Origin of the sequence: Halomonas flagellata (assembly GCF_022487945.1) — a bacterium.
Classification (GTDB): Bacteria; Pseudomonadota; Gammaproteobacteria; order Pseudomonadales; family Halomonadaceae; genus Halomonas; species Halomonas flagellata.
The window spans coordinates 177252-201120 of record NZ_JAKVPY010000001.1; the positions used below are offsets into that span (position 1 = coordinate 177252).

The following is a 23869-nucleotide window of genomic DNA, read 5'->3' on the forward strand; positions in this document are numbered from 1 at the left end:
CGCTGCAGGGGATCGAGATGTTTCTTTTGCGGCAAAATCGCCGTATCGTGAAGTTTGATTTTCGTAATGGGCTGGTGGATCAACCGTAGTTGTTCCTATAATTGCTCCAGGCTTGTTTTTCAGGATTAAACGCCCCCTTATTTGTGGGCCAGGTTCGAGGAGATTTCCCGACTCATGGCAGGTCCATCCAATGCGTCGAATATGGTAGTCGGGCTGGATATCGGAACGTCCAAGGTCGTGGCGATCGTGGGGCAGCCCAACGACGATGGCGGGATCGAGATCGCCGGTATCGGCTCACACCCCTCCCGGGGCATGAAGAAGGGTGTGGTGATCAACATCGAGTCCACGGTGCAATCGATTCAGCGCGCCGTGGAGGAGGCCGAGCTGATGGCCGGCTGCGATATCCACTCCGTCTATGTCGGGGTGGCCGGTAGCCACATCAGTTCGATGAACTCCGACGGGGTGGTGGCGATCAAGGAGCGCGAGGTGACGCCCTCCGACATCGACCGCGTCATCGATTCGGCCCGTGCCCGGGCGATTTCCGAAGGGCAGCGGGTGCTGCATGTGCTGCCCCAGGAGTTCGCCATCGACACCCAGGGCGGCATCCGCGAGCCACTCGGCATGTCCGGCGTACGCCTGGAGGCCAGGGTTCACCTGGTCACGGCGGCGCTCAATGCGGTGCAGAACATCGAGAAGTGCGTGCGGCGCTGCGGCCTCGAGGTCGACGCCATCATCCTCGAGCAGCTGGCCTCGAGCCATGCGGTGCTCACCGAGGACGAGCGTGAACTGGGCGTCTGCATGGTCGATATCGGTGGCGGTACCACGGATATCGCGGTCTTCACCGAGGGGGCCATCCGCCACACGGCGGTAATTCCCATCGCCGGCGATCAGGTCACCAACGACATTGCCATGGCGCTGCGTACGCCGACCCAGTATGCCGAGGAAATCAAGGTCAAGTATGCCTGCGCCCTGACCCAACTGGCGGCCAGCGACGAGATGATCAAGGTGCCGAGCGTCGGCGACCGGCCGGCCCGGGACCTCTCCCGCCAGTCCCTGGCCGAGGTGGTCGAGCCGCGCTACGAGGAGCTCTTCACCCTGATTCGCGACGAGCTCCGGCGCAGCGGCTACGAGGACCTGGTGGCGGCCGGCGTGGTGCTTACCGGTGGCACATCGCGCATGGAGGGCGTGGTGGAGCTGGCGGAGGAGATCTTCCACATGCCGGTGCGCATTGCCTGCCCGCAGAACGTGCGGGGGCTCGCCGACGTGGTGCGCAATCCGATTTATTCGACCGGGGTCGGTTTGCTACATTACGCCTTGCGAGAGGCCCGTCAGGGGCTGAGTCGACAGGCACAAGGTGGCGTGATCCCGGTGCAGCCGAGGCGCGAAGACGCCTCCCGACGGGGATTGAGGGAAGGGATTCCGGCGCTGGACAGGCTGAAGGGCTGGTTGAAAGGAAATTTCTGACAGGGCCGCCGATGCGGTCCAGGAGACGGGGCATATGTTCGAACTGGTAGATAGCGCACCCTCAAGCAGTGCGGTCATCAAGGTGATCGGTGTCGGCGGTGGTGGCGGCAATGCCGTGAATCACATGGTCGAGAGCAACATCGAGGGCGTGGAGTTCATCTGCGCCAACACCGACGCCCAGGCCCTGAAACGGGTCGCGGCCAAGACCGTACTCCAGCTCGGCAGCGAGATCACCAAGGGGCTCGGCGCCGGGGCCAACCCCGATGTCGGTCGCCAGGCCGCCATGGAGGACCGCGAACGCATCGCCGAGCTGCTCGGTGGTGCCGACATGGTGTTCATCACCGCCGGGATGGGTGGCGGCACCGGCACCGGGGGGGCTCCGGTGGTGGCTCAGGTGGCCAAGGAGCTGGGCATCCTGACCGTTGCCGTGGTGACCCGCCCCTTCCCCTTCGAGGGCCCCAAGCGCATGCGTGCCGCCGAGGAGGGCATGAGGGAGCTCTCCGAGCATGTCGACTCCCTGATCACCATCCCCAACGAGAAGCTGCTCTCGGTGCTGGGCAAGAGCGCCAGCCTGCTGACCGCCTTCAGCGCCGCCAATGACGTGCTGCTCGGCGCCGTGCAGGGCATCGCCGAGCTGATCACCAGCCCCGGTATCATCAACGTCGACTTCGCCGACGTGCGCACGGTGATGTCCGAGATGGGCATGGCGATGATGGGGACCGGTGGTGCCACCGGCGAGAATCGTGCCCGCGAGGCCGCCGAGAAGGCGATCCGCAGCCCGCTGCTCGAGGATATCGATCTGCACGGTGCCCGCGGTATCCTGGTCAACATCACCGCCGGCCCGGACCTCTCCATCGGCGAGTTCAACGATGTCGGTGCCACCGTCCAGGAGTTCGCCTCCCAGGACGCCACCATCGTGGTCGGTACCTCCATCGACATGGAGATGACCGACGAGCTGCGGGTCACCGTGGTGGCCGCAGGGCTCGATGGCCGGCAGCAGCAGAAGCCGGCCGCCCGCGAGACCGCCAAGCGCAGCGAGGCCGGTGACTACCGCAGGATGCAACAGCAGCCCGCGGTGATGCGCCAGCAGGCCACCGCCAGGGCGGCCGAGCCCGAGGAGGCCGCCAAGCCCCGTCCGGAGAAGCGCAAGTCCCAGGAGCTCGATGATTACCTCGACATCCCGGCCTTCCTGCGCCGTCAGGCCGATTGAGGTGCGCTTTCGGCTGCATGGGCAGGGTCGGGTGATGTTTTTTTGTTGAAACACTCGTTCGGTGTTATAGTGAACGGTGTTTGATAATCAACAACTGCCTGGCCACTGCCCATGATCAGACAACGTACTCTAAAGAACGTCATCCGCGCCACCGGCGTCGGCCTGCATTCCGGCAAGAAGGTCTACCTGACCCTGCGGCCGGCACCGGTCGATACCGGCATCGTCTTCGTGCGCACCGACCTGAATCCCGAGGTGCGGATTCCGGCCCGTGCCGAGAACGTCACCGACACCACCCTGTGTACCGCCCTCTCCGCGGGAGGGGCCAAGGTCGCCACCGTCGAGCACCTGATGTCGGCACTCGCCGGCCTGGGCATCGACAACGCCTACGTCGATGTCAGCGCCCCCGAGGTGCCGATCATGGACGGGAGTGCCGGTCCCTTCGTGTTCCTGATCCAGTCGGCGGGCATCGCCGAGCAGGGGGCGGCCAAGAAGTTCATCCGCATCAAGCGCGAGATCGTGGTGCGCGAGGATGACAAGGAGGCGATCTTCCTGCCCCATCAGGGGTTCAAGGTCTCCTTCTCCATCGACTTCGACCACCCGGTCTTCGAGGACCAGAAGCAGACCGCCATGGTCGACTTCTCCACCACCTCCTTCGTCAAGGAGGTTTCCCGGGCGCGCACCTTCGGCTTCATGCGCGACCTCGAGCACCTGCGTTCCAACAACCTGGCGCTGGGTGGCAGCCTCGACAACGCCATCGTGGTCGATGACTACCGTATCGTGAACGAGGGCGGGCTGCGCTACGACGACGAGTTCGTCAAGCACAAGGTGCTCGATGCCATCGGTGACCTCTACCAGCTGGGCCATAGCCTGATCGGCGAGTTCCGCGGCGTGAAGTCGGGCCACGCCCTCAACAACCAGCTCTGCCGGGCGCTGATGGCGCAACCCGAGGCGTATGAGCTGGTGACCTTCGAGGACGAGACCGAGATCGCCCCGATCTCCTACGCGGCACCGGCCATGGCCTGATCCGCGTTCCCCTCTCCGGCAGTCAGGCCGCGCTCCCCTCTCCGGCAGTCAGGCAAGGCAAGACGCCGCCACCCGATCGGGTGGCGGCGTCGTTCGTTTCGTGGGCCTGATGCGGGGGGGATTAGGGCTTCTCGGCGTGGGAGGCCAGGCGTTCAAGGGCGCGCCTGAGGCGGGGATCCTCCACGTCGGCGGCACAGCTGGAGAGCTCGTCGGCGGCCCCGGCGGGAAGCTGGCGGACCTGGCGAGGCGGCACGGTCGCGGGCCGCACCGGGCGCACCTTGAACTGGAAGCCGGTCACGGCCTCGAAGCCGGGCAGCTGGTGCAGCAGCGACAGCAGGCGGCGCTGCTCGTAGCGGAGCCAGGTCAGCCAGACGGCGCGGTCGGTGATCAGGGTGAGGCGTCCCTCGCGATAGCCGCCCACATGGAGGTGCTCGCGGACCTCCTCGGGGAGGTGGTCGCGCAGATGCTGCTGGGCTCGCTCGATCAGGCGTGCCGTGCGCATCAGCGAGCCGAGCTCGCCACTTCCTTCCAGCAGCCGGGACATGGGCTGTGCTCTGGGACGCTTAACCTTTATACTCATGGGCTTGTTTCTCGGGGCCTTCCCCTGATCTCCGCATCCGGCCACGTCATGGGGCCGGCAACCGGCCAACAGCGAGAGCCTAGCACGCTCGGGAGTTCGTCGACAGCATGCCGACCGTCCAGTCCTCCACCCGCCACGCCGCCCCCCGCGGCCATCGCCCCGCGGTGGTGCGCCGCCCGGCGCGCTGGTGGCTGGCCGGCCTGCTGGTGGGCTGCCTGCTGCCGGCCGGGCTGGGGCAGGTCGAGAGCCTGCGCCACGCCGAGCGGATCGCCCAGATCTGCATCCTGGCCCCGGCCCTGATCCGTGCCAGCTCGCGGTTCCAGGCCCGCCGTCGCGCGCTCACGCGGTGGCCCGCGGGCACCGGCCGCACCCCGCCGGCGCCTCGGTGGAGCCGGCGCCGCCTGTCGCCACTCCGGCGGCGCCTCACCGCCGCCCATGATGTCCTGACACGTCGAGGCCCGCCCGCTGCGTGGGCAAGCTGAAAGAACCGCTCGAACGGCCGGCCACTCCGGGGCCGGCACGATGCCACACGCAGATATTGGACCCTTCATGATCAATTCCCTGTTACGCAAGGTCGTCGGCTCGAAGAACGACCGCGAAGTCAAGCGCATGTCCCGGCAGGTCGCACGGATCACCGCGCGGGAAGCGGAACTCGAATCCCTCGACGATGCAACGCTCCAGGCCCGCACCGACGACTTCCGGGCGCGCCTGGAGGCGGGCGAGGGCCTCGATGCCTTGCTGCCCGAAGCCTTCGCCACGGTGCGCGAGGCGAGCAAGCGCGTCATGGGCATGCGCCATTTCGATGTGCAGATGATCGGCGGCATGACCCTGCACGGTGGCCGTATCGCCGAGATGAAGACCGGCGAGGGCAAGACCCTGGTGGCCACCCTGGCCGTCTATCTCAACGCCCTGCCGGGCAGGGGCGTGCACGTGGTCACGGTCAACGATTACCTGGCCCGGCGTGACGCCGAGTGGATGCGCCCGCTCTACGAGTTCCTGGGCCTGTCCGTGGGCACCATCTTCGCCGGCCAGACCGCCGAGGAGAAGCGTGCCGCCTACGCCTGCGACATCACCTACGGCACCAACAACGAGTTCGGCTTCGACTACCTGCGCGACAACATGGCCTTCTCGCTGGAGGACAAGGTGCAGCGGGGGCTCCACTACGCCATCGTCGACGAGGTGGACTCCATCCTGATCGACGAGGCGCGTACGCCGCTGATCATCTCCGGAGCGGTGGACGAGAACACCGAGCTCTACAAGGTGGTCGACCGCCTGGCGGTGAACCTGGTCAAGGGAGAGGCCTCGGAGGATCAGGACGCGCCGGTTAGCGGCGACTTCCTGCTCGACGAGAAGCAGAAGCAGGTGGAAGTCACCGAGGAGGGGCACAACAAGATCGAGGAGCTGATGCGGGCCGAGGGACTGCTCGGCGCCGAGGACTCCCTCTATGCCGCTCAGAACCTCAACCTGCTGCAGCACATGCATTCGGCGCTGAGGGCGCGCCACCTCTACCACCGTGACGTCGACTACATCGTCAAGGACGGCCAGGTGGTGATCGTCGACGAGCACACCGGCCGCACCATGCCGGGCCGGCGCTGGTCCGAGGGCCTGCACCAGGCGGTGGAGGCCAAGGAGGGAGTGGCCGTGCAGCGCGAGAGCCAGACGCTCGCCTCCACCACCTTCCAGAACTACTTCCGGCTCTACGACAAGCTGGCGGGCATGACCGGTACCGCCGATACCGAGGCCTTCGAGTTCCGCCAGATCTACGGCCTGGACGTGGTGGTGATTCCCACCAACCGGCCGCTGGTGCGCGAGGACCTCAATGACCTGGTCTACCTCAGCGCCGAGGAGAAGTTCGAGGCGATCATCGAGGACGTCAGGGTACAGACGGAGGCCGGACGCCCGGTGCTGGTGGGTACCGCCTCGATCGAGACCTCGGAGTACCTGGCCGGCCTGATGAAGCAGGCGGGGCTTGCCTTCAACGTGCTCAACGCCAAGCAGCACCAGAGCGAGGCGGAGATCATCGCCCAGGCCGGTCGCCCCGGGGCCATCACCATCGCCACCAACATGGCCGGCCGCGGTACCGATATCGTGCTGGGCGGCAACTGGGAGGCCGAGGCGGCCAAGCTCGAGAACCCCAGCGAGGCCCAGATCGAGCAGCTCAAGGCCGAGTGGCAGGCCCGCCACGAGGCGGTGCTGGCCGCCGGTGGCCTGCACGTGGTCGGCTCCGAGCGTCACGAGTCGCGGCGCATCGACAACCAGCTGCGGGGCCGGGCCGGCCGCCAGGGCGACCCGGGCTCGACCCGCTTCTTCCTGTCGCTGGAAGACAACCTGATGCGCCTGTTCGGCTCCGACCGGGTGCAACGCATGATGAAGGCCCTGGGGCTGGAGCGTGGCGAGGCGATCGAGCACAAGATGGTCTCCAACGCCGTGGAGCGGGCCCAGAAGAAGGTCGAGAGCCGCAACTTCGATATCCGCAAGCAGTTGCTCGAGTACGATGACGTGGCCAACGACCAGCGTCGGGTGATCTACGAGCAGCGCAACGAGATCCTCGCCTCCGACGACGTCTCCGACGCGGTCATGGGCATCCGCGAGGAGGTGCTGGACCTCGCCATCAGCGAGTTCGTGCCGCCCCAGAGCCTGCCCGAGCAGTGGGACCTGCCGGGGCTAGAGGCGCACCTGCGCAGCGAGTTCAATCTCGAGGCCCCGGTGGTCGAGTGGTCCGAGAAGGACGAGCGCTTCCACGAGGAGCAACTGCGCGAGCGCCTCCAGACCATGCACCGCGAGACCTACCAGGCCAAGGTCGAGGAGGCCGGTGCCGAGCTGATGCGCCGCTTCGAGAAGCAGGTCATGCTGCAGGTGCTCGATACCCGCTGGAAGGAACACCTGCAATCGATGGATCACCTGCGGCGGGGCATCCACCTGCGCGGCTATGCCCAGAAGAATCCCAAGCAGGAGTACAAGCGCGAGTCCTTCGAGCTGTTCCAGACCCTGCTGAGCAACATCAAGGCCGACGTGACCCGTATCCTCAGCCATGTGAAAGTGCGTCGTCCCGAGGAGGTCGAGGAGATGGAGCGCCAGCGTCGCGCGGCCCTGGAGCGGGAGAAGGCCACCGCCGACAGCCGTCACGATGCGCCCGAGGTCGCCCAGGGCGAGGCGGGGGCAGCCGCCGCCGTGCCGCCGGGAGCCGATGGTCGCCCGCTGCGCCGGGAAGGGCCAAAGGTCGGTCGCAACGACCCCTGTCCCTGCGGTTCCGGCAAGAAGTACAAGCAGTGCTGCGGCAAGCTGAGCTGATGGGTTACGGGCCAAGTGTTGCGGGCCTCGAGTCAGAGGACACCATGTTGCTCGAAGCTCGAAGCTCGAAGCTCGAAGCTCGAAGCTCGAAGCTCGAAGCTCGAAGCTCGAAGCTCGAAGCTCGAAGCTCGAAGCTCGAAGCTCGAAGCGGATTCCAGACAGGAGAGAAGACCATGGCAGTGGGTGAAGCACCCTTTCCGGAGATGCCGGTAATCGAGGGCCTGCGCTTGGGGACGACCATGGCGGGCATCAAGAAGCCCGGCCGTCGTGATCTGGTGGTGATCGAGATGCCCGAGGGGGCCCGGGTCGCGGGCACCTTCACCCGCAACGCTTTCTGCGCCGCGCCGGTGAGCGTGGCCAGGGAGCACCTGGCGGCCTGTGTCGCCCGTGGCGAGGGGCCGCGCTACCTGGTGATCAACACCGGCAACGCCAATGCCGGTACCGGCGAGGCCGGCCTGCGCGATGCCTGCATCGCTTGCGCCGAACTGGCGCGACTGGGCGGCGTGGCCGAGGAGCGCGTCTTGCCGTTCTCCACCGGGGTGATCGGCGAACCGCTGCCGATGGAACGGTTGCTCGGCGGCCTGCCCGGGGCGCTCGAGGCACTCGACGCGGGGAGCGCGGCCTGGCGCGAGGCGGGCGAGGGCATCCTCACCACCGATACCCGCGCCAAGGGGGCCAGCGTGACCCTGGAGCTGGACGACAGCCGCGTGACCATCAACGGCATCAGCAAGGGCTCGGGCATGATCCGTCCCGACATGGCCACCATGCTGGCCTTCGTGGCCACCGATGCCGCCATAGAGCAGTCACTGCTCGAGGCGTTGCTGCGCGAGACGGTGGATCGCTCCTTCAACTGCATCACGGTGGACAGTGACACCTCCACCAACGATGCCTGCATGTTGATCGCCACCGGCCGGGGGGCCAGCGTGGCCAGCGAGGAGCAGGTCGCGGTGTTCCGCAACGGCCTGCAGCGGGTGATGACCGAGCTGGCCCAGGCGATCATCCGCGACGGCGAGGGAGCGACCAAGTTCGTCACCCTCCAGGTCGACTCGGCGGCGAGCCGGCGGGAGGCCCTGGACGTGGCCTTCACCGTGGCCCATTCGCCGCTGGTCAAGACCGCCCTCTACGCCTCGGACGCCAACTGGGGGCGGATCCTGGCCGCGGTGGGGCGTGCGCCGGTGAAGGACTTCGACGTGGCGCGGGTGACCATCGACCTGGGCGAGGTGCGGCTGGTGGAGAACGGTGGCCGTGCCGCCGGCTATACCGAGGAGGCGGGCAGCGCCGTGATGGCCCGGGAGGAGATCGCCATCCGCATCGACCTGGGGCGCGGCGCGGAGACCGCCACGGTCTGGACCTCGGACCTCTCCCACGAGTATGTGACCATCAACGCCGACTACCGCAGCTGACCGGCACGATAGTGGCCAACAGCCAGACAGAGATCCCGCGCCGTGCCCTGGCCCGCGCGGACAAGTTGGAAGAGTGAATGAACGCAATGGTGAAGAGAAGGGTGCACGTGGCGGCCGCCGCCATCATCAGTGCCGACGGCCGGGCGGTGCTGCTCGCCCGTCGGCCGTCCAACGTCGATCACGGTGGCCTGTGGGAGTTTCCGGGCGGCAAGCTGGCACCCTACGAAACCGGGCTCGAGGGGCTCAAGCGCGAACTGCATGAGGAGCTGGGGGTGGAGATCCAGCGGGCCCAGCCGCTGATTCGCATCCACCACGAATACGCCGACAAGCACATCCTGCTGGATGTGTGGCAGGTCCATGAGTTCTCCGGAGAGCCCTTCGGCCGGGAGGGGCAGGCGGTACGCTGGGTGCCCATGGCGGAGCTGGTCAACTACCCGTTTCCGGCGGCCAACCTGCCGATCCTGCGGGCGGTGATGCTGCCCACCGAGTACCTGATCACCGCCGAGGAGGAGGACGAGGCGCTCTTCCTCGAGCGTCTGGAGCGGGCGCTGGTCGAGGACGGCGTGCGGCTGGTGCAGCTGCGCGACAAGTCGCTGGACGAGCCGGCCTACCTGGCCCGCGCCGAGCAGGCGCTGGCGCTGTGTCGCCGCTTCGAGGCTCGGCTGCTGCTCAATGGCGAGCCGGGCCTGCTGGAGAAGGTCGATGCCGACGGCATCCATCTGACCAGCGAACGACTGATGTCGCTGGAGCGCCGGCCCATCGCCGAGGGCAAGTGGCTTTCCGCCTCCACCCACGACCGTGCACAGCTGGTCCAGGCCGGCCGCCTCGGCTGCGACTTCGTGACCCTCTCGCCGCTGCGCACCACGCCGTCGCATCCGGAGGTGGCGCCCATGGGCTGGCACGACTTCCAGCAGCTGGTCGAGCGCGCCGCCATGCCGGTCTTTGCGCTGGGTGGCATGACCCGCTTCGACGCCAACCATGCCCGTGCGGTGGGCGCCCAGGGCATCGCCTCGATCAGGGATTTCTGGAAGTAAGCGACTGACCGCACGCTTGTGGCCAGTTCCCGCGGCTGATCCGGCGACAGGCCTACACGGAGGCGCTGTGAACCCGTCCTTGGGCGCTACATCCTTCTTCCCTGAAGGATGACCTCCGCTTCGGCCTGTCCCCGGCGCCGCTCACGCCGGCATGACCCCGCTATGATTTGGGAGCTTGGCGTTATCAGTCCCGATAGCGCCGCGTCAGGTCGCCATAGGCATCGATCCGGCGATCGCGGAGGTACGGCCACATGCGTCGTACCTCCTCGCAACGGGTCATGTCCAGGGTCACCAGCAGCCGCTCGGCCTGCACGCCGGCGTGGGCCAGCAGTTCGCCCTGGGGGCCGCAGATGAAGCTGCCCCCCCAGAAGTCGATGCCGGGGCTCACGCCCGAGTGGTCGGGCTCGTGGCCGACCCGGTTGGCGACGACCACCGGGAGCCCGTTGGCCACGCCGTGGCTGCGCTGGATCAGCGTCCAGGCATCCTTCTGGCGGTGCTTCTCGGCGTCGTCGTCGGGGGGATGCCAGCCGATGGCGGTGGGGTAGAGCAGCAGCTCCGCGCCGGCGAGTGCCATCAGGCGGGCCCCCTCCGGGTACCACTGATCCCAGCACACCAGCAGGCCAAGCCGGCCCACCGAGGTGTCGATGGGCGAGAAGCCCTGGCCCCGGGCCTCGTCGACGTCGCCGGGGGTGAAGTAGAACTTCTCGTAGAAGCCGGGATCGTCCGGGATGTGCATCTTGCGGTAGTGACCCACCCGGCCGAGCTTGCGGTCGTAGACCACGGCGGTGTTGTGGTAGAGCCCCGGGGCGCGGCGTTCGAACAGCGAGCCCACCAGCACGATATCGAGCTCGGCGGCCAGCGCGGCCAACCGCTGGCCGCTGGGGCCGTCCAGCGGCTCGGCCAGGTCGAAGAGCTCGGCGTCCTCGTACTGGCAGAAGTAGTGGGTGGCGTGAAGTTCCTGCAGCATCACCAGCTCGGCGCCGGCGGTGGCCAGCTCGCGCACGCCGGCCTCGCTCTCGGCCAGGCTGCGCGCCTTGTCGGGCCAGGCGGGCTGCTGGACCAGGCCGACTTTCAGGTGGCGGGTCATGGGGTTTCTCCTCTGGCGCTGCCGGCGGGAGGGATCAGGGTCCCGGCCGGAAGCTGCATGGTCAGGCAGTGCAGGCTGCCGTGCTGGCGGATCACGCTCAGGCAGTCGATGGGCACGATGTCGCGATCGGGGAAGGCGCCGGCCAGGGCGGTCAACGCCCGGGTGTCGGCGGCGTCGCCGTAGACCGGCACCAGCACGGCACCGTTGATGATCAGGAAGTTGGCATAGGTTGCCGGCAGCCGGTGGCCGTCCACCGGGTCGAAGCAGGGGCGCGGCCAGGGCAGCGGGACCAGTCGATAGGGCTCGCCGTCGAGGCGGCGCAGGGCGCGGAGCTCGGCCTCCATGGCGGCCAGCGCCGGGTAGTGGGGGTCGCTCTCGTCGTCGCAGCGCACATAGGCGATGGTGCCGGGGTCACAGAAGCGTGCCAGGGTGTCCACATGGCTGTCGGTATCGTCGCCCTCGAGATGGCCGTTGGCCAGCCACAGCACCCGCGTGATGCCGAGGTCGGCCTGCAGTCGGGCTTCCATCGCCGCGCGGTCGAGGCCCGGGTTGCGGTTGGGGTTGAGCAGGCAGGCCTCGGTGGTCAGCAGCGTGCCCTGGCCGTCGGTGTCGAGGGCTCCGCCCTCGAGCACCATGTCGTGACTGACCACCGGACAGGCGAAGACGCCGGCCTCGACCAGGCGCCTCGTCAGGGTGTTGTCGCGCTCGGCCGCGTATTTGCCTCCCCAGCCGGTGAAGACGTAGTCGAGCAGCAGCGGTGCCCCGTGGCGCTCCACGGCGATCGGGCCATGGTCCCGGGCCCAGGTGTCGTCGGCGGCGGCCACCAGCAGGTGCAGGCGGGAGGCATCCACGCCCAGCCGGGCGAAGCGCCGCTCGAGATGGGTCCGGGTGGCGGCGTCGGGTACGCCGACCAGCACGGCCTGGTAGCGGGCGATGGCGACCACCATGGCCTCAAGGGTGGCCTCGATGCGCTCGAGCAGCGGGGCCCAGTCGCTGTCGGGACCGGGCCATGTCAGTTGCACGGCATCCTGGGGGTGCCATTCGGGAAGCAGGCGATCGGCCATGGGGCTGAATCTCGTCGAGTGGATCATCGTGGCCGGCGAAATGTAGGGCCAGCACGGCAATGTTGCAAGCATCGGGGAATCCGCTTCGTCGACCGATGCAGTATCGTGCAAAAAACCGTACCATGACCCCCCGCTGACAAGGAACGACACCATGCTCGACCGCCTGCCTTTCCTGATCGGGTTGCGCTATGTGCGCGCCAAGCGCCGCAACCATTTCATCTCCTTCATCTCGCTGACCTCCATGCTGGGGCTGATGCTGGGCGTGGCGGTGCTGATCCTGGTGCTTTCCGTGATGAACGGCTTCGACCACGAGCTGCGCACCCGGATCCTCGGCATGGTGCCGCACTCCAAGATCGAGTCGCCCGGGGGGCTCACCGACTGGCGGTCGCTGGCCGAGCGGCTGATGGAACGCGAGCGGGTGATCGGCGCCGCGCCCTATGTGGAGCAGCAGGGCATGTTCTCGGTGGGCGGGCGCAACGAGGGCGCCCTGGTCAACGGCGTCGATCCCGAGTGGGAGAGCCGGGTGTCGATCGTCGACGAGCACATGAGCCGGGGCAGCCTCGAGGATCTCGAGCCCGGCGAGTGGAACATCGTGCTCGGCTCGATCCTGGCCCGGCGCCTGGGCGTGGGGGTGGGCGATCGGGTCACCCTGCTGGTGCCCGAGGCCTCGATCACCCCGGCCGGGGTCTTCCCGCGGCTCAAGCGCTTCAACGTGAGCGGCATCTTCAGCGTCGGCGCCGATCTCGATGCCGGCCTGGCCTACGCCAATATCGAGGACATGCAGACCCTGGCCCGGATGGGCGATGCGGTGGGCGGGCTGCGCCTCGAACTGAGTGATCTCTTCCTGGCCGGCAGCGAGACCCGGGCCATCATCGACGAACTCGGCGCGGGCTACCGCGGCCTCGACTGGACCTTCTCCCACGGCAACCTCTTTCAGGCGATCCAGATGGAGAAGCGCATGATCGCGCTGCTGCTCACGGTGATCATCGCCGTGGCGGCCTTCAACATCGTCTCGACCCTGGTGATGGTGGTCACCGACAAGCATGCCGACATCGCCATCCTGCGCACCATCGGCGCCACGCCGCGCTCGATCATGGGCATCTTCATCGTCCAGGGGCTGGCCATCGGCACGATCGGGATTCTCGTCGGGGTGGGACTCGGCGTGCTGCTGGCGCTGACCATTGCGGATCTCATCGGGTGGGTCGAGTCGACGCTGGGCTTCCAGTTCCTCGATGCCGGGGTCTACTTCATCAGCGACCTGCCGTCCCGACTCCACTGGGCCGACGTGCGCGACATCGTCGCCGCCGCCCTGGTCCTGACCTTCCTGTCGACCCTCTATCCCGCCTGGCGCGCGGCGCGGGTCCAGCCGGCCGAGGTACTGCGTTATGAATGAGTCGAGCCTCCACCCGCGTACCCATCAGGATCCGCACGAGGAGACGCCGATGTCCGCTGCGCCAAGCGCTGCTGCCGCCCAGCCGATGCTGGTGTGCCACGACCTGACCCGGATCTACCGCGAGGGTCCCCAGGACCTCACCGTGCTCGACGGCCTGGAGCTGCGGGTCCACGCCGGGGAGCGAGTGGCCATCGTCGGCAGCTCCGGCTCCGGCAAGACCACGCTGCTCAACCTGCTGGGCGGGCTCGATAGCCCCAGCCGGGGCGAGGTGCATATCGCCGGCGAGTCGCTGCGCAACCTTGGCGACGCCGCCCTGGGGCGCTTTCGCAACCGGCTCATCGGCTTCGTCTACCAGTTCCACCACCTGCTGGCGGAATTCACGGCGCTGGAGAACGCCGCCCTGCCGCTGATCGTGCGGGGGCAGCGCAAGAAGGCCGCCGAGGCCCGGGCGCTGGAGATCCTCGCCAGGGTGGGCATGGCGGAGCGTGCCGACCACAAGCCGGGTGAGCTTTCCGGCGGCGAACGCCAGCGGGTCGCCATCGCCCGGGCCCTGGTCACCGACCCGAGCCTGGTGCTGATGGACGAGCCCACCGGCAACCTGGATCAGACCACGGCGGCGAGCATCCTGGCACTGATGGATGAGCTGGCGCGCACCACCGCCTGCGCCTTCGTGGTGGTGACCCATGACCCGGCACTGGCGGCCCACCAGGATCGCGTGCTCAAGCTCGATGGCGGGCGCCTCGCCGAGCAGCCCCGGGCCTGAGTCGCGTATCGCGACCCGCCAGACACACGGCGACCGGCGCCCTGGCGCCGGTCGCCGCGGTTTCGGCGGCGGGCCCGGACACCTGGCGGGTCAGGGGGCCTGTTCCTGGCGCCGGCGCTTGCGCCGGCGCCGGGCGCGCTGCTTCCAACTGCGTGAGACCTGCCAGCGCCAGATGAGGCGAATCGCCACATTGCCGAGGATCGCGATGACGAGCGCCGAGGCCACCGAGCCCACCGCCAGGGCCGGCAGGATGTCGGCCATCTGCTCGGCGACCCAGCGTGTCGACAGGCGGCTCGGCGCCTGCCGGACCGGGGTGTCCATCAGCCAGGCGCCGAGCCGGTAGTTGCCGTAGAAGATCAGCGGCATGGTCAGCGGATTGGTGATCCACACCAGCCCCACCGCCAGCGGCAGGTTGCAGCGCACCAGCCAGGCACCGAAGGCGGCCACCATCATCTGGAAGGGGATCGGCAGCATGGCGCTGAACAGTCCCACGGAGAAGGCGTTGGCCACGCTGCGACGCGACAGCACCCAGAGGGAGGGATTACCGATCAGGTGGCCCATGAAGCGCAGCGAGCGCTGGCGCCTGAGGGTGTCGGGGTGGGGCATGTAGCGCTGCAGGAATCGGCGCGGCATGTCGTCGGACTCGCTGCTTCGGGACCCGAGCTATTATCCATACAAGCCACGAGTCTCGCCATGCCAGTCACCCAACGCTTGCCTGGCAGGGCGCTGCCGTCATCCGCTCTCCGGCGGCAGTCGATGCAGGAGCAAGGGAATGCCTTTCGGACTGGCCATCCCCCTGGCGCTCGCCGCCGTCGGTGGCGTGCTGTTGGGGCACCAGGCACCGGCGGGCCTGGCGGAGGCGCTGGGGCTGGCGCTGCTGCTGGCCATGGCCCGTCGCCGCCTGGCAGTGCTGCTGCCGGTGGTGGCGATGACCGGTGTCGCCATCGCCCTGCTGCTGGCGCGGGGCGCCGAGCTGCCGGCCGGCCTGACCCGTGAGGACCTCGCCGTGGACGCCCGGGTGCTGTCGGTGGCCCGGGAGGAGCGGTTGACGCGGCTGGTGGTCGCCGTCGACTCCTGTGCACCTCTCGCCACCAACCGGCTGCCCTGCGACGACCTGCGCCGTCTGCGACTCAGCGCCTTCGACGCCCCGGCGATACAGCCCGGCGAGCGCTGGGCCGTCACGGTACGCCTGCGACCGCCGACGGGCTTCGCCAACCCCCATACCTTCGACTACCGTGCCTGGCTGTGGCGCGAGGGTATCCAGGCCACCGGCTATGTGCGCCGCGAGCCCGCTGCGCGGCGGCTCGAGGCGGCAGGACCCGCGCCGCGTCGCCGGGCGCTGGAGTTTCTCGACGCCCGGGCGCTGGAGCCCCGGGCGTCGCGCTGGCTGGCGGCCCTGACCCTGGGGGCCAGCGAGCGACTGCAGCAGGCCGACTGGGAGCTGCTCAATGCCAGCGGCACCACCCACCTGATGGTGATCTCGGGCCTGCATGTCGGCCTGGTGGCGGCCTTCGTCCTGGGGATGGCCCGCGGTACGGCTCGCCTGGTTGCGCCGGGGAACTGGCGCCTGGCCGTCTGGCCCTGGTGGCTGGCCGGGGCCGCGGCGGTGGGCTATGCCTGGCTGGCCGGTCTCGAGCCGCCGGCCCTGCGGGCCATGGTGATGACCCTGGTGGGGCTCTGGGTGGCCAGCGGCCGCCATGCGCCCGGCCCCTGGCAAGCCTGGTGGCTGGCGCTGGGACTGGTGCTGCTGCTCGATCCCCGCTCCGCCTGGCGCCCGGGGCTGTGGCTTTCGTTCGCCGCCGTGGCGCTGCTCATCCTGATCTGGCAGGGGCGACCCAGGCCCCGGGGCGTGCGTGGCTGGCTCTGGGCGCTGGTACGCTCCCAGCTGTTGCTGGCGCCGCTGATGGCGGCCGCCGTGTTGCTGGCCTTCGCCCGCCTGGCTCCGGCCGCACCACTGGTCAACCTGGTCGCCGTGCCGCTGGTCAGCAGCCTGCTGGTGCCCCTGGGGCTGCTCGGCTGGCTGCTGGCCTGGCTGCCGCCGCTCTCGCGCCTCTGCTGGTGGCTGTTCGGCGAACTGGCGGAGGGGCTCGCCTGGCTGCTCGACCTGGCGGTGACCTGGCTGCCGCTATGGCTGCCCGACCCGGCACTGGTGACGCCGTTGGGCCTGGCATCGGGCATGGTGGCGCTGCTCTGGGCGCTCCCCGGCCTGGCCCGGTCGCTGCGCCTGGTGGCCAGCCTGTTGCTGGCCCTGGTGCCGCTGACCCTGACGTCGGAGTCGTCGGCGCCTGGCCAGCTGCGGGCCAGGGTGCACGATGTGGGGCAGGGCCAGCTCGTCGAGCTGAGTACCGCCAACTATCGGCTGCTCTACGATGCCGGGCCGCGCTTCGCCTCGGGCTTTGCCCCGCTGGCCTCGCTGTGGCCGCCGGGCCAGCGTTTCGATGACGTCATCGTCAGCCACGCCGATCTCGACCACGCCGGTGGCGTGCCGCTGCTGGCCGCCGAGCATGAGGTGTCTCGCTTCCTGGCCCCGGCCGGGGAGGCGGTCGGCGTGCCCGCCGTCCCCTGCCGCGCGGGCGAGGCCTGGGAGCGTGACGGGGTGCGCTTCCGTTTCCTCTGGCCGCCGGCCGAGACCGGCGAGCTCTCCAGCAACGACCGCTCCTGCGTGCTCGAGGTCACGGCCGGCGATCATCGCCTGTTGATCACCGGTGACGTGGGGCGCGAGGTGGAGCGGGCCTGGCTGCTCGAGGCCCGCAGGCCGGTGACGGTGCTGGTCGCCGGCCACCACGGCAGCCGCACCAGCTCCGGCCCCCAGCTGGTGCAGACCCTGTCGCCGCGCCACGCCATCTTCAGCGCCGGGCGTGACAACCCCTTCGGTCATCCCGATGACGCGGTGGTCCGGCGCTTTCGCCGCACCGGTAGCTGCCTGTGGAGCACCGCCCACGACGGCGCCGTGACCCTCTGGCTGGGCGAGGCCGCCTTCGGCGACGTGGTGAGCGAGCGCCCGGCGGCCTGGCGGCGCAGCGGTGTCGGAGGCGACTGCCTTGCGTTAGAATCGCCCGAATGAAAAGTGTGTGATTCCAGGGCTCTTGAGGGGGACGGCATGGACATGATGGAGGCCCTGATCGCCGGGGGCTGGCTGATGCTGCCGTTGCTCGGCTGCTCCCTGCTGGCCACGGTGATCATCATCGAGCGGTTGTGGACGCTGCGGGCGAGTCGCATCGCGCCGCTGGGGCTGGGGCAAGAGGTCTGCTCGCTGGTGGCCCGGGGCCAGGTCAACCTCTACTGGCTGGAGAGTCACTCGCCGCTGGGAGGGGTCCTGGCCGCGGGGCTGCGCAACGCGCGCCTCGGTCACGAGCAGGTGCGGTCGAGGTTGCAGGAGGCCGCCACCGCGGTGATCCATGACATGGAGCGCTTCCTGAGCCCGCTCGGCACCATCGCCGCCATTACCCCGCTGATCGGCCTGCTGGGTACCGTGGTGGGCATGATCGAAGTGTTCTCGGTGATCGTCGCCGGCGATGGCGCCAGCCGCACCGCCGACCTGGCCGGTGGCATCTCCCGGGCCCTGGTCACTACGGCGGCGGGCCTCACGGTGGCGATTCCGGCGCTGATGTTTCACCGCTACTTCCAGCGCCGGGTCGAGGACATCACCGTGCGCATGGAGGAGCAGGCCGGCCAGGTGGTGGAGTTCCTCGCCCATTACCCCGGCGAACTGACCCTGGCCGAACGCCATGAGGGCGAGCGGGATGGCGAACGCCTGGAAGCCGACGGGCGCATCGCCCCGAGGGTGAAGCCGTCGTGAGGTTTCCGCGCACCCGGCGCGATCCGGTGGAGGTGAATCTCACGCCGCTGATCGACGTGGTCTTCCTGCTGCTGATCTTCTTCATGGTCTCGACGACCTTCGAGACGCGCCAGGCGCTCGAGCTGGAACTGCCCGAGAGCGTCAGCGGCGTGGCGGCCGAGGTCTCGCCGGTAACCCTGGTGGTCACGGCGGCGGGCGGCTATCGCCTCGGCGATCGGGAGCTTGCCGCCTCCGGGCTGGGCGAGGCGCTGGCCGCCGAGGCCGAGCAGGCCCGCCGCCACGGCCTGGTGCTGGAGGCCGATGGCCGGGCCAGCCACTCCGCCGTGGTCCGGGCCCTGGACCAGGCCGGTGCCCTCGGTATCCGCCAGGTGCGCATCGCCACCACCGAGGCTTCATCCACACAAGCGGAGACACCGTGATTCTCTACGGGACCCAATATTCGGGCTGGACCCTCTACAAGCAGCTGCTGGGCTACGTCAGGCCGCACTGGCGCTCCTTCCTGCTGGCGATCGTCGGCTATGTCATCTATGCCGCCTCCAGTACCGCCCTGGCGGAGATGATGAAGCGGCTGATCGACGGCATCCAGGACCCGGATGCCGCCTTCCGGCTGTTCCTGCCGCTGTTCGTGGTGGGCATGTTCGCCGCCCGGGGCCTCGGCACCTTCCTCGGCACCTATTTCATGAGCAACGTGGCGCGCAATATCGTGCATGCGCTGCGCTGCAACGTCTTCAACCACATGCTGCACCTCCCCGGGCGTTTCTTCGACACCCACTCCAGCGGCCACCTGATCTCCCGGGTCACCTACCATGTCGAGCAGGTCACCGGGGCGGCCACCAAGGCGATCACCATCCTGCTGCGCGAAGGGCTCTTCGTCCTCGGGCTGATCGGCTACCTGCTGTGGACCAACTGGATGCTGACCCTGCTGTTCCTGGCGGTGACGCCGCTGATCGGCGGGGTGGTCAGCTACGCCAGCAAGCGCTTCCGGCGCATCTCGAGCCGTATCCAGGCGTCCATGGGCGATGTCACCCATGTCGCCTCCGAAGCGCTCTCGGGTTATCGGGTGGTCCGCACCCACGGCGCCGAAGCCTTCGAGAAGGCGCGCTTCGCCGCGGCCAGCGAATACAACCGCCAGCAGAGCATGAAGGAGGCGCTGACCAAGGCGATCAGCACCCCGGTGATCCAGCTGCTGGTGGCGCTGTCGCTGGCGTTGCTGGTGTGGCTGGCCCTGGCCCCGGGCCTGATGGCCGACATGACCCCCGGCGAGTTCGTCGCCTTCGTCACCGCGGCTTCATTGATGGCCAAGCCGGTGCGCCAGCTCACCGAGATCAACAGCGAGATCCAGAAGGGCATCGCCGCCGCCAGCGAGCTGTTCGGCCTGCTCGAGGAGCCGCCCGAGCGGGACGAGGGCGAGCACGACCCCGGCCGTCTCGCGGGGCACGTGGCCTTCGAGGGCGTGCGTTTCGCCTACGGTGAGGGCCAGCCCGAGGTCCTCAAGGGGATCGATCTCGAGGTGGCGCCGGGCGAGATGGTGGCCATCGTCGGCCGCTCCGGCAGCGGCAAGTCGACGCTGGTCGGCCTGCTGCCGCGCTTCTACCGGCCGACCGCCGGGCGGGTGGTGATCGACGGCATCCCCCTCGACGACTACCGGCTGACGCCGCTGCGTCGCCAGATCGCCCTGGTCTCGCAGCAGGTGACCCTGTTCAACACCAGCATCGCCGACAACATCGCCTACGGGGTGCCCGACGCCGACCCCGCGGCCGTCGAGGCCGCCGCCCGGGCCGCCCACGCCCACGAGTTCATCGAGCGCTTGACCGAGGGCTACGCCACCGTGGTGGGCGACAACGGCGTGATGCTCTCCGGCGGTCAGCGTCAGCGCCTGGCCATCGCCCGGGCGATCTTCAAGGATGCGCCCCTGCTGATCCTCGACGAGGCCACCTCGGCGCTGGATACCGAGTCCGAGCGCCATATCCAGGCGGCGCTGGAGGAAGTGTGCCGCGGGCGCACCACCTTCGTCATCGCGCACCGCCTGTCGACCATCGAACGGGCCGACCGCATCCTGGTGATGGAACAGGGCGAGATCATCGAGCAGGGTAGCCATGCCGAGCTGCTGACCCGGGAGGGGGCCTATGCGGCCCTGCACCGGTTGCAGTTCCAGGAGGCCCTGTAGCGATGAGCCTGGGCGAACGCTGGCTCGAGGCGGCCTACCGGGGCGATGCCTGGCTCTGTGCCCTGCGCCCGCTGGAGGCGCTCTACCGCCGAGCAGTCGCTCGCCGTGCCGCGGCCTACGCCACCGGCGGCAAGCCCGTATGGCGAGCGCCGGTGCCGGTGATCGTGGTCGGCAACATCACCCTGGGCGGCACCGGCAAGTCACCGCTGGTCGCCTGGCTGGCGCACTTTCTCGTCGAGCGCGGCTGGCGTCCCGGCATCGTCTCCCGGGGCTATGGCGGCAAGGCGGCCGGCTACCCGCTATGGGTGGAAGGCACGACTCCGGTGGCCGAGAGCGGCGACGAGCCGCGCATGCTGTTCGACCAGACGGGGCTGCCGCTGGTGGTGGACCCGAACCGGCCACGGGGGGCCGGGCGGCTGCTCGAGGCGGGATGCGATATCCTGATCAGTGACGATGGCCTGCAGCACCTGGCACTGGGGCGCGACCTGGAGCTGGTGGTGGTCGACGGCCGCCGGGGGTTCGGCAATGGCCGCTGCCTGCCGGCGGGACCGCTGCGCGAGCCCCTGTCGCGCCTCCAGGGCGTCGATGGGGTGGTGATCAACGGAGACCCCGCCTTCGTGCCGCCCGAGGGCGCCCATGGCATGGCGCTGGTGCCGGCCGGCTGGCGGTCCCCGGCGGATGGCGAGCGCCGCCCGGTGGTGCCCTTGCCCTTCGCCGGGCCGGTGCACGCCGTCGCCGGGATCGGTAATCCGGGCCGCTTCCTCGCCACCCTGGAAGGGCTTGGAGTCGAGGCGATGCTCCATCCCTTCGCCGATCACCATGAGTTCCGTGTCGAGGACCTGGTGTTCGACGACGGTCTCCCGGTGGTGATGACCGCCAAGGATGCGACCAAGTGTCGAGACCTGGCGCCCACCGGCAGCTGGGTGCTGGAGGTGGAGGCGCGCCCCGATGCCGGCTTCGTGGCCTGGCTCGAGGCGCGGCTCGAGACGTTTCGATCGCCCCGGACGGTATCCCGGGGCGAAGCAGGCTATTGATCCCGGGAGTCACACGACCCGGGGCAATCCAAGTGGGAGGTGCGAGAGATGGACAAGGAACTGCTGGCCATGCTGGTCTGCCCGCTGTGCAAGGGCAAGCTCAAGTATCGCCGGGAGGCCGAGGAGCTGCATTGCCTCTTCGACGGCCTGGCCTACCCGGTGCGTGACGGTATCCCCGTGATGCTGCCCGAGGAGGCGCGGGCCCTGGACGTCGACGAGAAGCTCCATGAGTCACCCGGACGCAAGGGTGAGGCGTGATGGGAGCATCGGCATGAAGGAGTTCATCGCGGTGATCCCGGCGCGGCATGCCTCGTCGCGGCTGCCGGGCAAGCCGCTGGCGGAGATCAACGGCATGCCCATGGTGGCCCATGTCTGGCAGCGTGCCTGCGAGAGTGCCGCCGGCCGGGTCGTGGTGGCCACCGACGACGAGCGCATCCGCGCGGCCCTGGCACCGTTCGATGCCGAGGTGCTGCTGACGCGTGCCGACCACCCCTCGGGCACCGATCGCCTGGCCGAGGTGGCCGAGCGCCTGGGACTGGCCGACGACGCGGTGCTGGTCAATGTCCAGGGCGACGAGCCGCTGATTCCGCCGGCGTTGATCGACCAGGTAGCCGCCCGGCTGTTCGACGATCCCGGGGCCACCATCGCCACCCTGGCCGAGCCGATCGCGGAGGTCGAGACGCTGTTCAATCCCAATGTGGTGAAGGTGGTGCGCGCGCTCTCCGGTCGTGCCCTCTACTTCTCCCGGGCGCCCATCCCCTGGGACCGCGAGGCCTTCGCCACGCGTCCCGAGCTGCTCGAGACCGATGCCTGGCTGCGCCATATCGGGATCTACGCCTACCGGGCGGGCTTTCTCGCCGACTACCGTGACTGGCCACCGTCATCGCTCGAGCGGCTCGAACAGCTCGAGCAGTTGCGTGCCCTGCACCACGGCCACGCCATCCAGGTGGCACTGGCGCGGGTGCCCCATCCTGCCGGGGTGGATACCGAGGCGGACCTGACGCGGGTTCGCGCGCTGATGAGTGCCGGTAACGAGAGCGGAGGAGAGGAGTGATGCGGGTGCTGTTCGTCTGTCTGGGCAACATCTGCCGATCGCCCACCGCCGAGGGGGTGTTCCGCCGCCTGCTCGAGGAGCGTGGACTGGCCGGCCGGGTGGAGGTGGACTCCTGCGGCATCGGCCCCTGGCATGTGGGCAAGGCGCCGGACCCGCGGGCCCGGGAGGCGGCGGCGCGGCGCGGCATCGACCTCTCGGCGCTGCGGGCTCGCCAGCTCGCCGACGAGGACTTCGCCCGCTTCGACTACCTGCTGGCCATGGATCACGACAACCTGGCGGCCATCGAAGCCCGGCGCCCCGCCGACTGCGAGGCCCAAGTCGGGCTCTTCCTGGCGTTCGCCGGGCATCACGATCGGGCGGTGCCGGACCCCTACTTCGGCGGCGAGGGTGGCTTCGAGGAGGTGCTGGACCTGATCGAGGCGGCCTCCCGCGGACTGCTCGAGGAGCTCGAGTCCCGTCTGGAGCGTTCACCTTGAGCCCGAGACCGCTCGTCGCGCACGACCTCGGCCGGGCCAATACCCTGGGCCTTCCCTGTGTGGCCGAGCGCTTCGCCGCTCCCCGGGACCCGGTAGAGTTGCGCGCCACCCTGGCGCTGGCCGAGCGGGAGGGCTGGCCGTTGACGCTGCTGGGCGGCGGCAGCAACCTGATCCTGCCCGAGCGGCTCCCGGGGCTGGTGGTGCAGCCGGCGATGGCCGCCTGGTGGCTGGAGGAGCAGGGGGACGAGGTCCTGGTGCATGCCGAGGCCGGCGTGGTCTGGCATGAACTGGTAATGGCCCTGGCCGAGCGAGGCCTCTGGGGTACCGAGAACCTGGCGCTGATCCCCGGTCATTGCGGTGCCGCGCCGATCCAGAACATCGGCGCCTACGGCGCGGAGCTTTGCGAGGTGCTCGAGGCCGTGCATCTCGTCCACCTCGACGACGGCCGCGAGGCGGTATTCACGGCCGCGGACTGCGCCTTCGGCTATCGCGACAGCATCTTCAAGGGCACCCTGGATGGCCGAGTGGCGATCACCCGGCTGGTGTTGCGGTTGTCGCGTACCCCGCGTCCCCGGCTCGGCTACGGTGATCTGGCGGCACGGGTCGGCCCCGAGCCGACGCCGCTGGCGGTGGCCGAGGCGGTCTGTGCGATACGCCGCGAGAAGCTGCCCGATCCCCTGACGCTGGGCAATGCCGGCAGCTTCTTCAAGAATCCGCTGGTGGATGCCGGGACGGCCCGGCGATTACTGGCCGACCACCCTGGGCTGCCGCACTTTCCCCAGCCCGATGGTCGGGTGAAGCTGGCGGCCGGCTGGCTGATCGACCGCTGTGGGCTCAAGGGCTGGTGCCGAGGGCACTTCGGCGTCCATCGGCGCCAGGCGCTGGTGCTGGTGCACTTCGGGGGCGGCAGCGCGGCCGAACTGCTGGCCTTCGCCGATGCCGTGGCCGATCGGGTCGAGGAGCGGTTCGGGGTCGCCCTGGAACGGGAACCACGCCTGGCGGGGGAGAGCAGGGCGACCGCCTGAGC

The 23869-nt window shown here is 69.1% G+C and carries 22 protein-coding genes; 18 read left to right on the plus strand and 4 right to left on the minus strand.

Annotation, left to right across the window (positions count from 1 at the left end; genetic code table 11):
• Window positions 1-174: 174 nt before the first annotated feature.
• The 3 genes from ftsA (at window position 175) to lpxC (ending at window position 3697) form a co-directional block, all read left to right on the plus strand.
• Window positions 175-1464 carry a cell division protein FtsA gene (gene ftsA / locus MKP05_RS00850; protein WP_110281823.1) on the plus strand — a complete coding sequence of 430 codons (1290 nt, stop codon included), beginning with the start codon at window positions 175-177 and terminating at the stop codon, window positions 1462-1464.
• A 34-nt stretch (window positions 1465-1498) separates the two neighbouring features.
• On the plus strand, window positions 1499-2674 hold the full coding sequence (gene ftsZ / locus MKP05_RS00855) for a cell division protein FtsZ (RefSeq protein ID WP_110281822.1): 1176 nt from the start codon (window positions 1499-1501) through the stop codon (window positions 2672-2674).
• 111 nt (window positions 2675-2785) lie between these two features.
• Entirely contained in the window at window positions 2786-3697 is a 912-nt protein-coding gene (gene lpxC, locus MKP05_RS00860; RefSeq protein ID WP_240566636.1) for a UDP-3-O-acyl-N-acetylglucosamine deacetylase, read from the plus strand.
• A 121-nt stretch (window positions 3698-3818) separates the two neighbouring features.
• On the opposite strand, the gene MKP05_RS00865 is transcribed toward lpxC, so the two are convergent.
• Window positions 3819-4277, minus strand: a complete 459-nt coding sequence (locus MKP05_RS00865) for a DUF721 domain-containing protein (protein WP_181421934.1) — start codon at window positions 4275-4277, stop codon at window positions 3819-3821.
• A 107-nt stretch (window positions 4278-4384) separates the two neighbouring features.
• Between MKP05_RS00865 and MKP05_RS00870 the strand changes: the two genes are divergently transcribed.
• From MKP05_RS00870 to MKP05_RS00885, 4 genes are all read left to right on the plus strand, one after another.
• Window positions 4385-4759 carry a hypothetical protein gene (locus tag MKP05_RS00870; RefSeq protein ID WP_110281819.1) on the plus strand — a complete coding sequence of 125 codons (375 nt, stop codon included), beginning with the start codon at window positions 4385-4387 and terminating at the stop codon, window positions 4757-4759.
• Between the two features lie 67 nt (window positions 4760-4826).
• A complete protein-coding gene (secA, locus tag MKP05_RS00875; RefSeq protein WP_240566637.1) occupies window positions 4827-7568 on the plus strand; it encodes a preprotein translocase subunit SecA in 2742 nt (913 codons plus the stop codon).
• Window positions 7569-7741: 173 nt separating this feature from the next.
• The gene (argJ, locus tag MKP05_RS00880) at window positions 7742-8971 is read left to right on the plus strand and encodes a bifunctional glutamate N-acetyltransferase/amino-acid acetyltransferase ArgJ (RefSeq protein ID WP_240566638.1); all 1230 of its coding nucleotides are present in this window, start codon (window positions 7742-7744) and stop codon (window positions 8969-8971) included.
• Window positions 8972-9057: 86 nt separating this feature from the next.
• Window positions 9058-10005 carry a Nudix family hydrolase gene (locus MKP05_RS00885; protein WP_110281816.1) on the plus strand — a complete coding sequence of 316 codons (948 nt, stop codon included), beginning with the start codon at window positions 9058-9060 and terminating at the stop codon, window positions 10003-10005.
• Between the two features lie 184 nt (window positions 10006-10189).
• Here the strand turns inward: MKP05_RS00885 and MKP05_RS00890 are convergent, their stop codons facing one another.
• Both MKP05_RS00890 and MKP05_RS00895 read right to left on the minus strand, forming a co-directional pair.
• Window positions 10190-11092, minus strand: a complete 903-nt coding sequence (locus MKP05_RS00890; RefSeq protein WP_240566639.1) for a carbon-nitrogen hydrolase — start codon at window positions 11090-11092, stop codon at window positions 10190-10192.
• A complete protein-coding gene (locus tag MKP05_RS00895) occupies window positions 11089-12156 on the minus strand; it encodes an agmatine deiminase family protein (RefSeq protein ID WP_240566640.1) in 1068 nt (355 codons plus the stop codon). Before MKP05_RS00895 ends, MKP05_RS00890 begins: the two co-directional genes overlap by 4 nt.
• A 151-nt stretch (window positions 12157-12307) precedes the next feature.
• Between MKP05_RS00895 and MKP05_RS00900 the strand changes: the two genes are divergently transcribed.
• Window positions 12308-13549 carry a lipoprotein-releasing ABC transporter permease subunit gene (locus MKP05_RS00900; protein WP_240566641.1) on the plus strand — a complete coding sequence of 414 codons (1242 nt, stop codon included), beginning with the start codon at window positions 12308-12310 and terminating at the stop codon, window positions 13547-13549.
• 49 nt (window positions 13550-13598) lie between these two features.
• Window positions 13599-14312, plus strand: a complete 714-nt coding sequence (locus MKP05_RS00905) for an ABC transporter ATP-binding protein (RefSeq protein ID WP_110281812.1) — start codon at window positions 13599-13601, stop codon at window positions 14310-14312.
• Window positions 14313-14402: 90 nt separating this feature from the next.
• On the opposite strand, the gene MKP05_RS00910 is transcribed toward MKP05_RS00905, so the two are convergent.
• Window positions 14403-14945: a DUF2062 domain-containing protein gene (locus MKP05_RS00910; RefSeq protein ID WP_240566642.1), complete on the minus strand. Its 543-nt coding sequence runs from the start codon at window positions 14943-14945 to the stop codon at window positions 14403-14405.
• 139 nt (window positions 14946-15084) lie between these two features.
• Here MKP05_RS00910 and MKP05_RS00915 point away from each other — a divergent pair, with 139 nt between their 5' ends.
• The 9 genes from MKP05_RS00915 to murB are packed head-to-tail and all read left to right on the plus strand — an operon-like array spanning window position 15085 to window position 23867.
• Window positions 15085-17376, plus strand: coding sequence for a DNA internalization-related competence protein ComEC/Rec2 (locus MKP05_RS00915; protein ID WP_240566643.1), 2292 nt, complete (start codon window positions 15085-15087; stop codon window positions 17374-17376).
• A 36-nt stretch (window positions 17377-17412) separates the two neighbouring features.
• Window positions 17413-18111, plus strand: coding sequence for a MotA/TolQ/ExbB proton channel family protein (locus tag MKP05_RS00920; protein WP_181421933.1), 699 nt, complete (start codon window positions 17413-17415; stop codon window positions 18109-18111).
• A complete protein-coding gene (locus tag MKP05_RS00925) occupies window positions 18108-18530 on the plus strand; it encodes an ExbD/TolR family protein (protein WP_240566644.1) in 423 nt (140 codons plus the stop codon). The genes MKP05_RS00920 and MKP05_RS00925 overlap by 4 nt, the downstream gene beginning before the upstream one ends.
• Window positions 18527-20278: a lipid A export permease/ATP-binding protein MsbA gene (msbA, locus tag MKP05_RS00930; RefSeq protein ID WP_240566645.1), complete on the plus strand. Its 1752-nt coding sequence runs from the start codon at window positions 18527-18529 to the stop codon at window positions 20276-20278. Before MKP05_RS00925 ends, msbA begins: the two co-directional genes overlap by 4 nt.
• A 2-nt stretch (window positions 20279-20280) precedes the next feature.
• Window positions 20281-21312, plus strand: a complete 1032-nt coding sequence (gene lpxK / locus MKP05_RS00935; protein ID WP_240566646.1) for a tetraacyldisaccharide 4'-kinase — start codon at window positions 20281-20283, stop codon at window positions 21310-21312.
• A gap of 48 nt (window positions 21313-21360) precedes the next feature.
• The gene (locus tag MKP05_RS00940) at window positions 21361-21570 is read left to right on the plus strand and encodes a Trm112 family protein (protein WP_110281807.1); all 210 of its coding nucleotides are present in this window, start codon (window positions 21361-21363) and stop codon (window positions 21568-21570) included.
• A 13-nt stretch (window positions 21571-21583) separates the two neighbouring features.
• Window positions 21584-22366: a 3-deoxy-manno-octulosonate cytidylyltransferase gene (kdsB, locus tag MKP05_RS00945; RefSeq protein WP_110282785.1), complete on the plus strand. Its 783-nt coding sequence runs from the start codon at window positions 21584-21586 to the stop codon at window positions 22364-22366.
• Window positions 22366-22842 carry a low molecular weight protein-tyrosine-phosphatase gene (locus tag MKP05_RS00950; RefSeq protein WP_110281806.1) on the plus strand — a complete coding sequence of 159 codons (477 nt, stop codon included), beginning with the start codon at window positions 22366-22368 and terminating at the stop codon, window positions 22840-22842. The genes kdsB and MKP05_RS00950 overlap by 1 nt, the downstream gene beginning before the upstream one ends.
• Entirely contained in the window at window positions 22839-23867 is a 1029-nt protein-coding gene (murB, locus tag MKP05_RS00955) for a UDP-N-acetylmuramate dehydrogenase (protein WP_240566647.1), read from the plus strand. The genes MKP05_RS00950 and murB overlap by 4 nt, the downstream gene beginning before the upstream one ends.
• The last annotated feature ends 2 nt before the right edge of the window (window positions 23868-23869 follow it).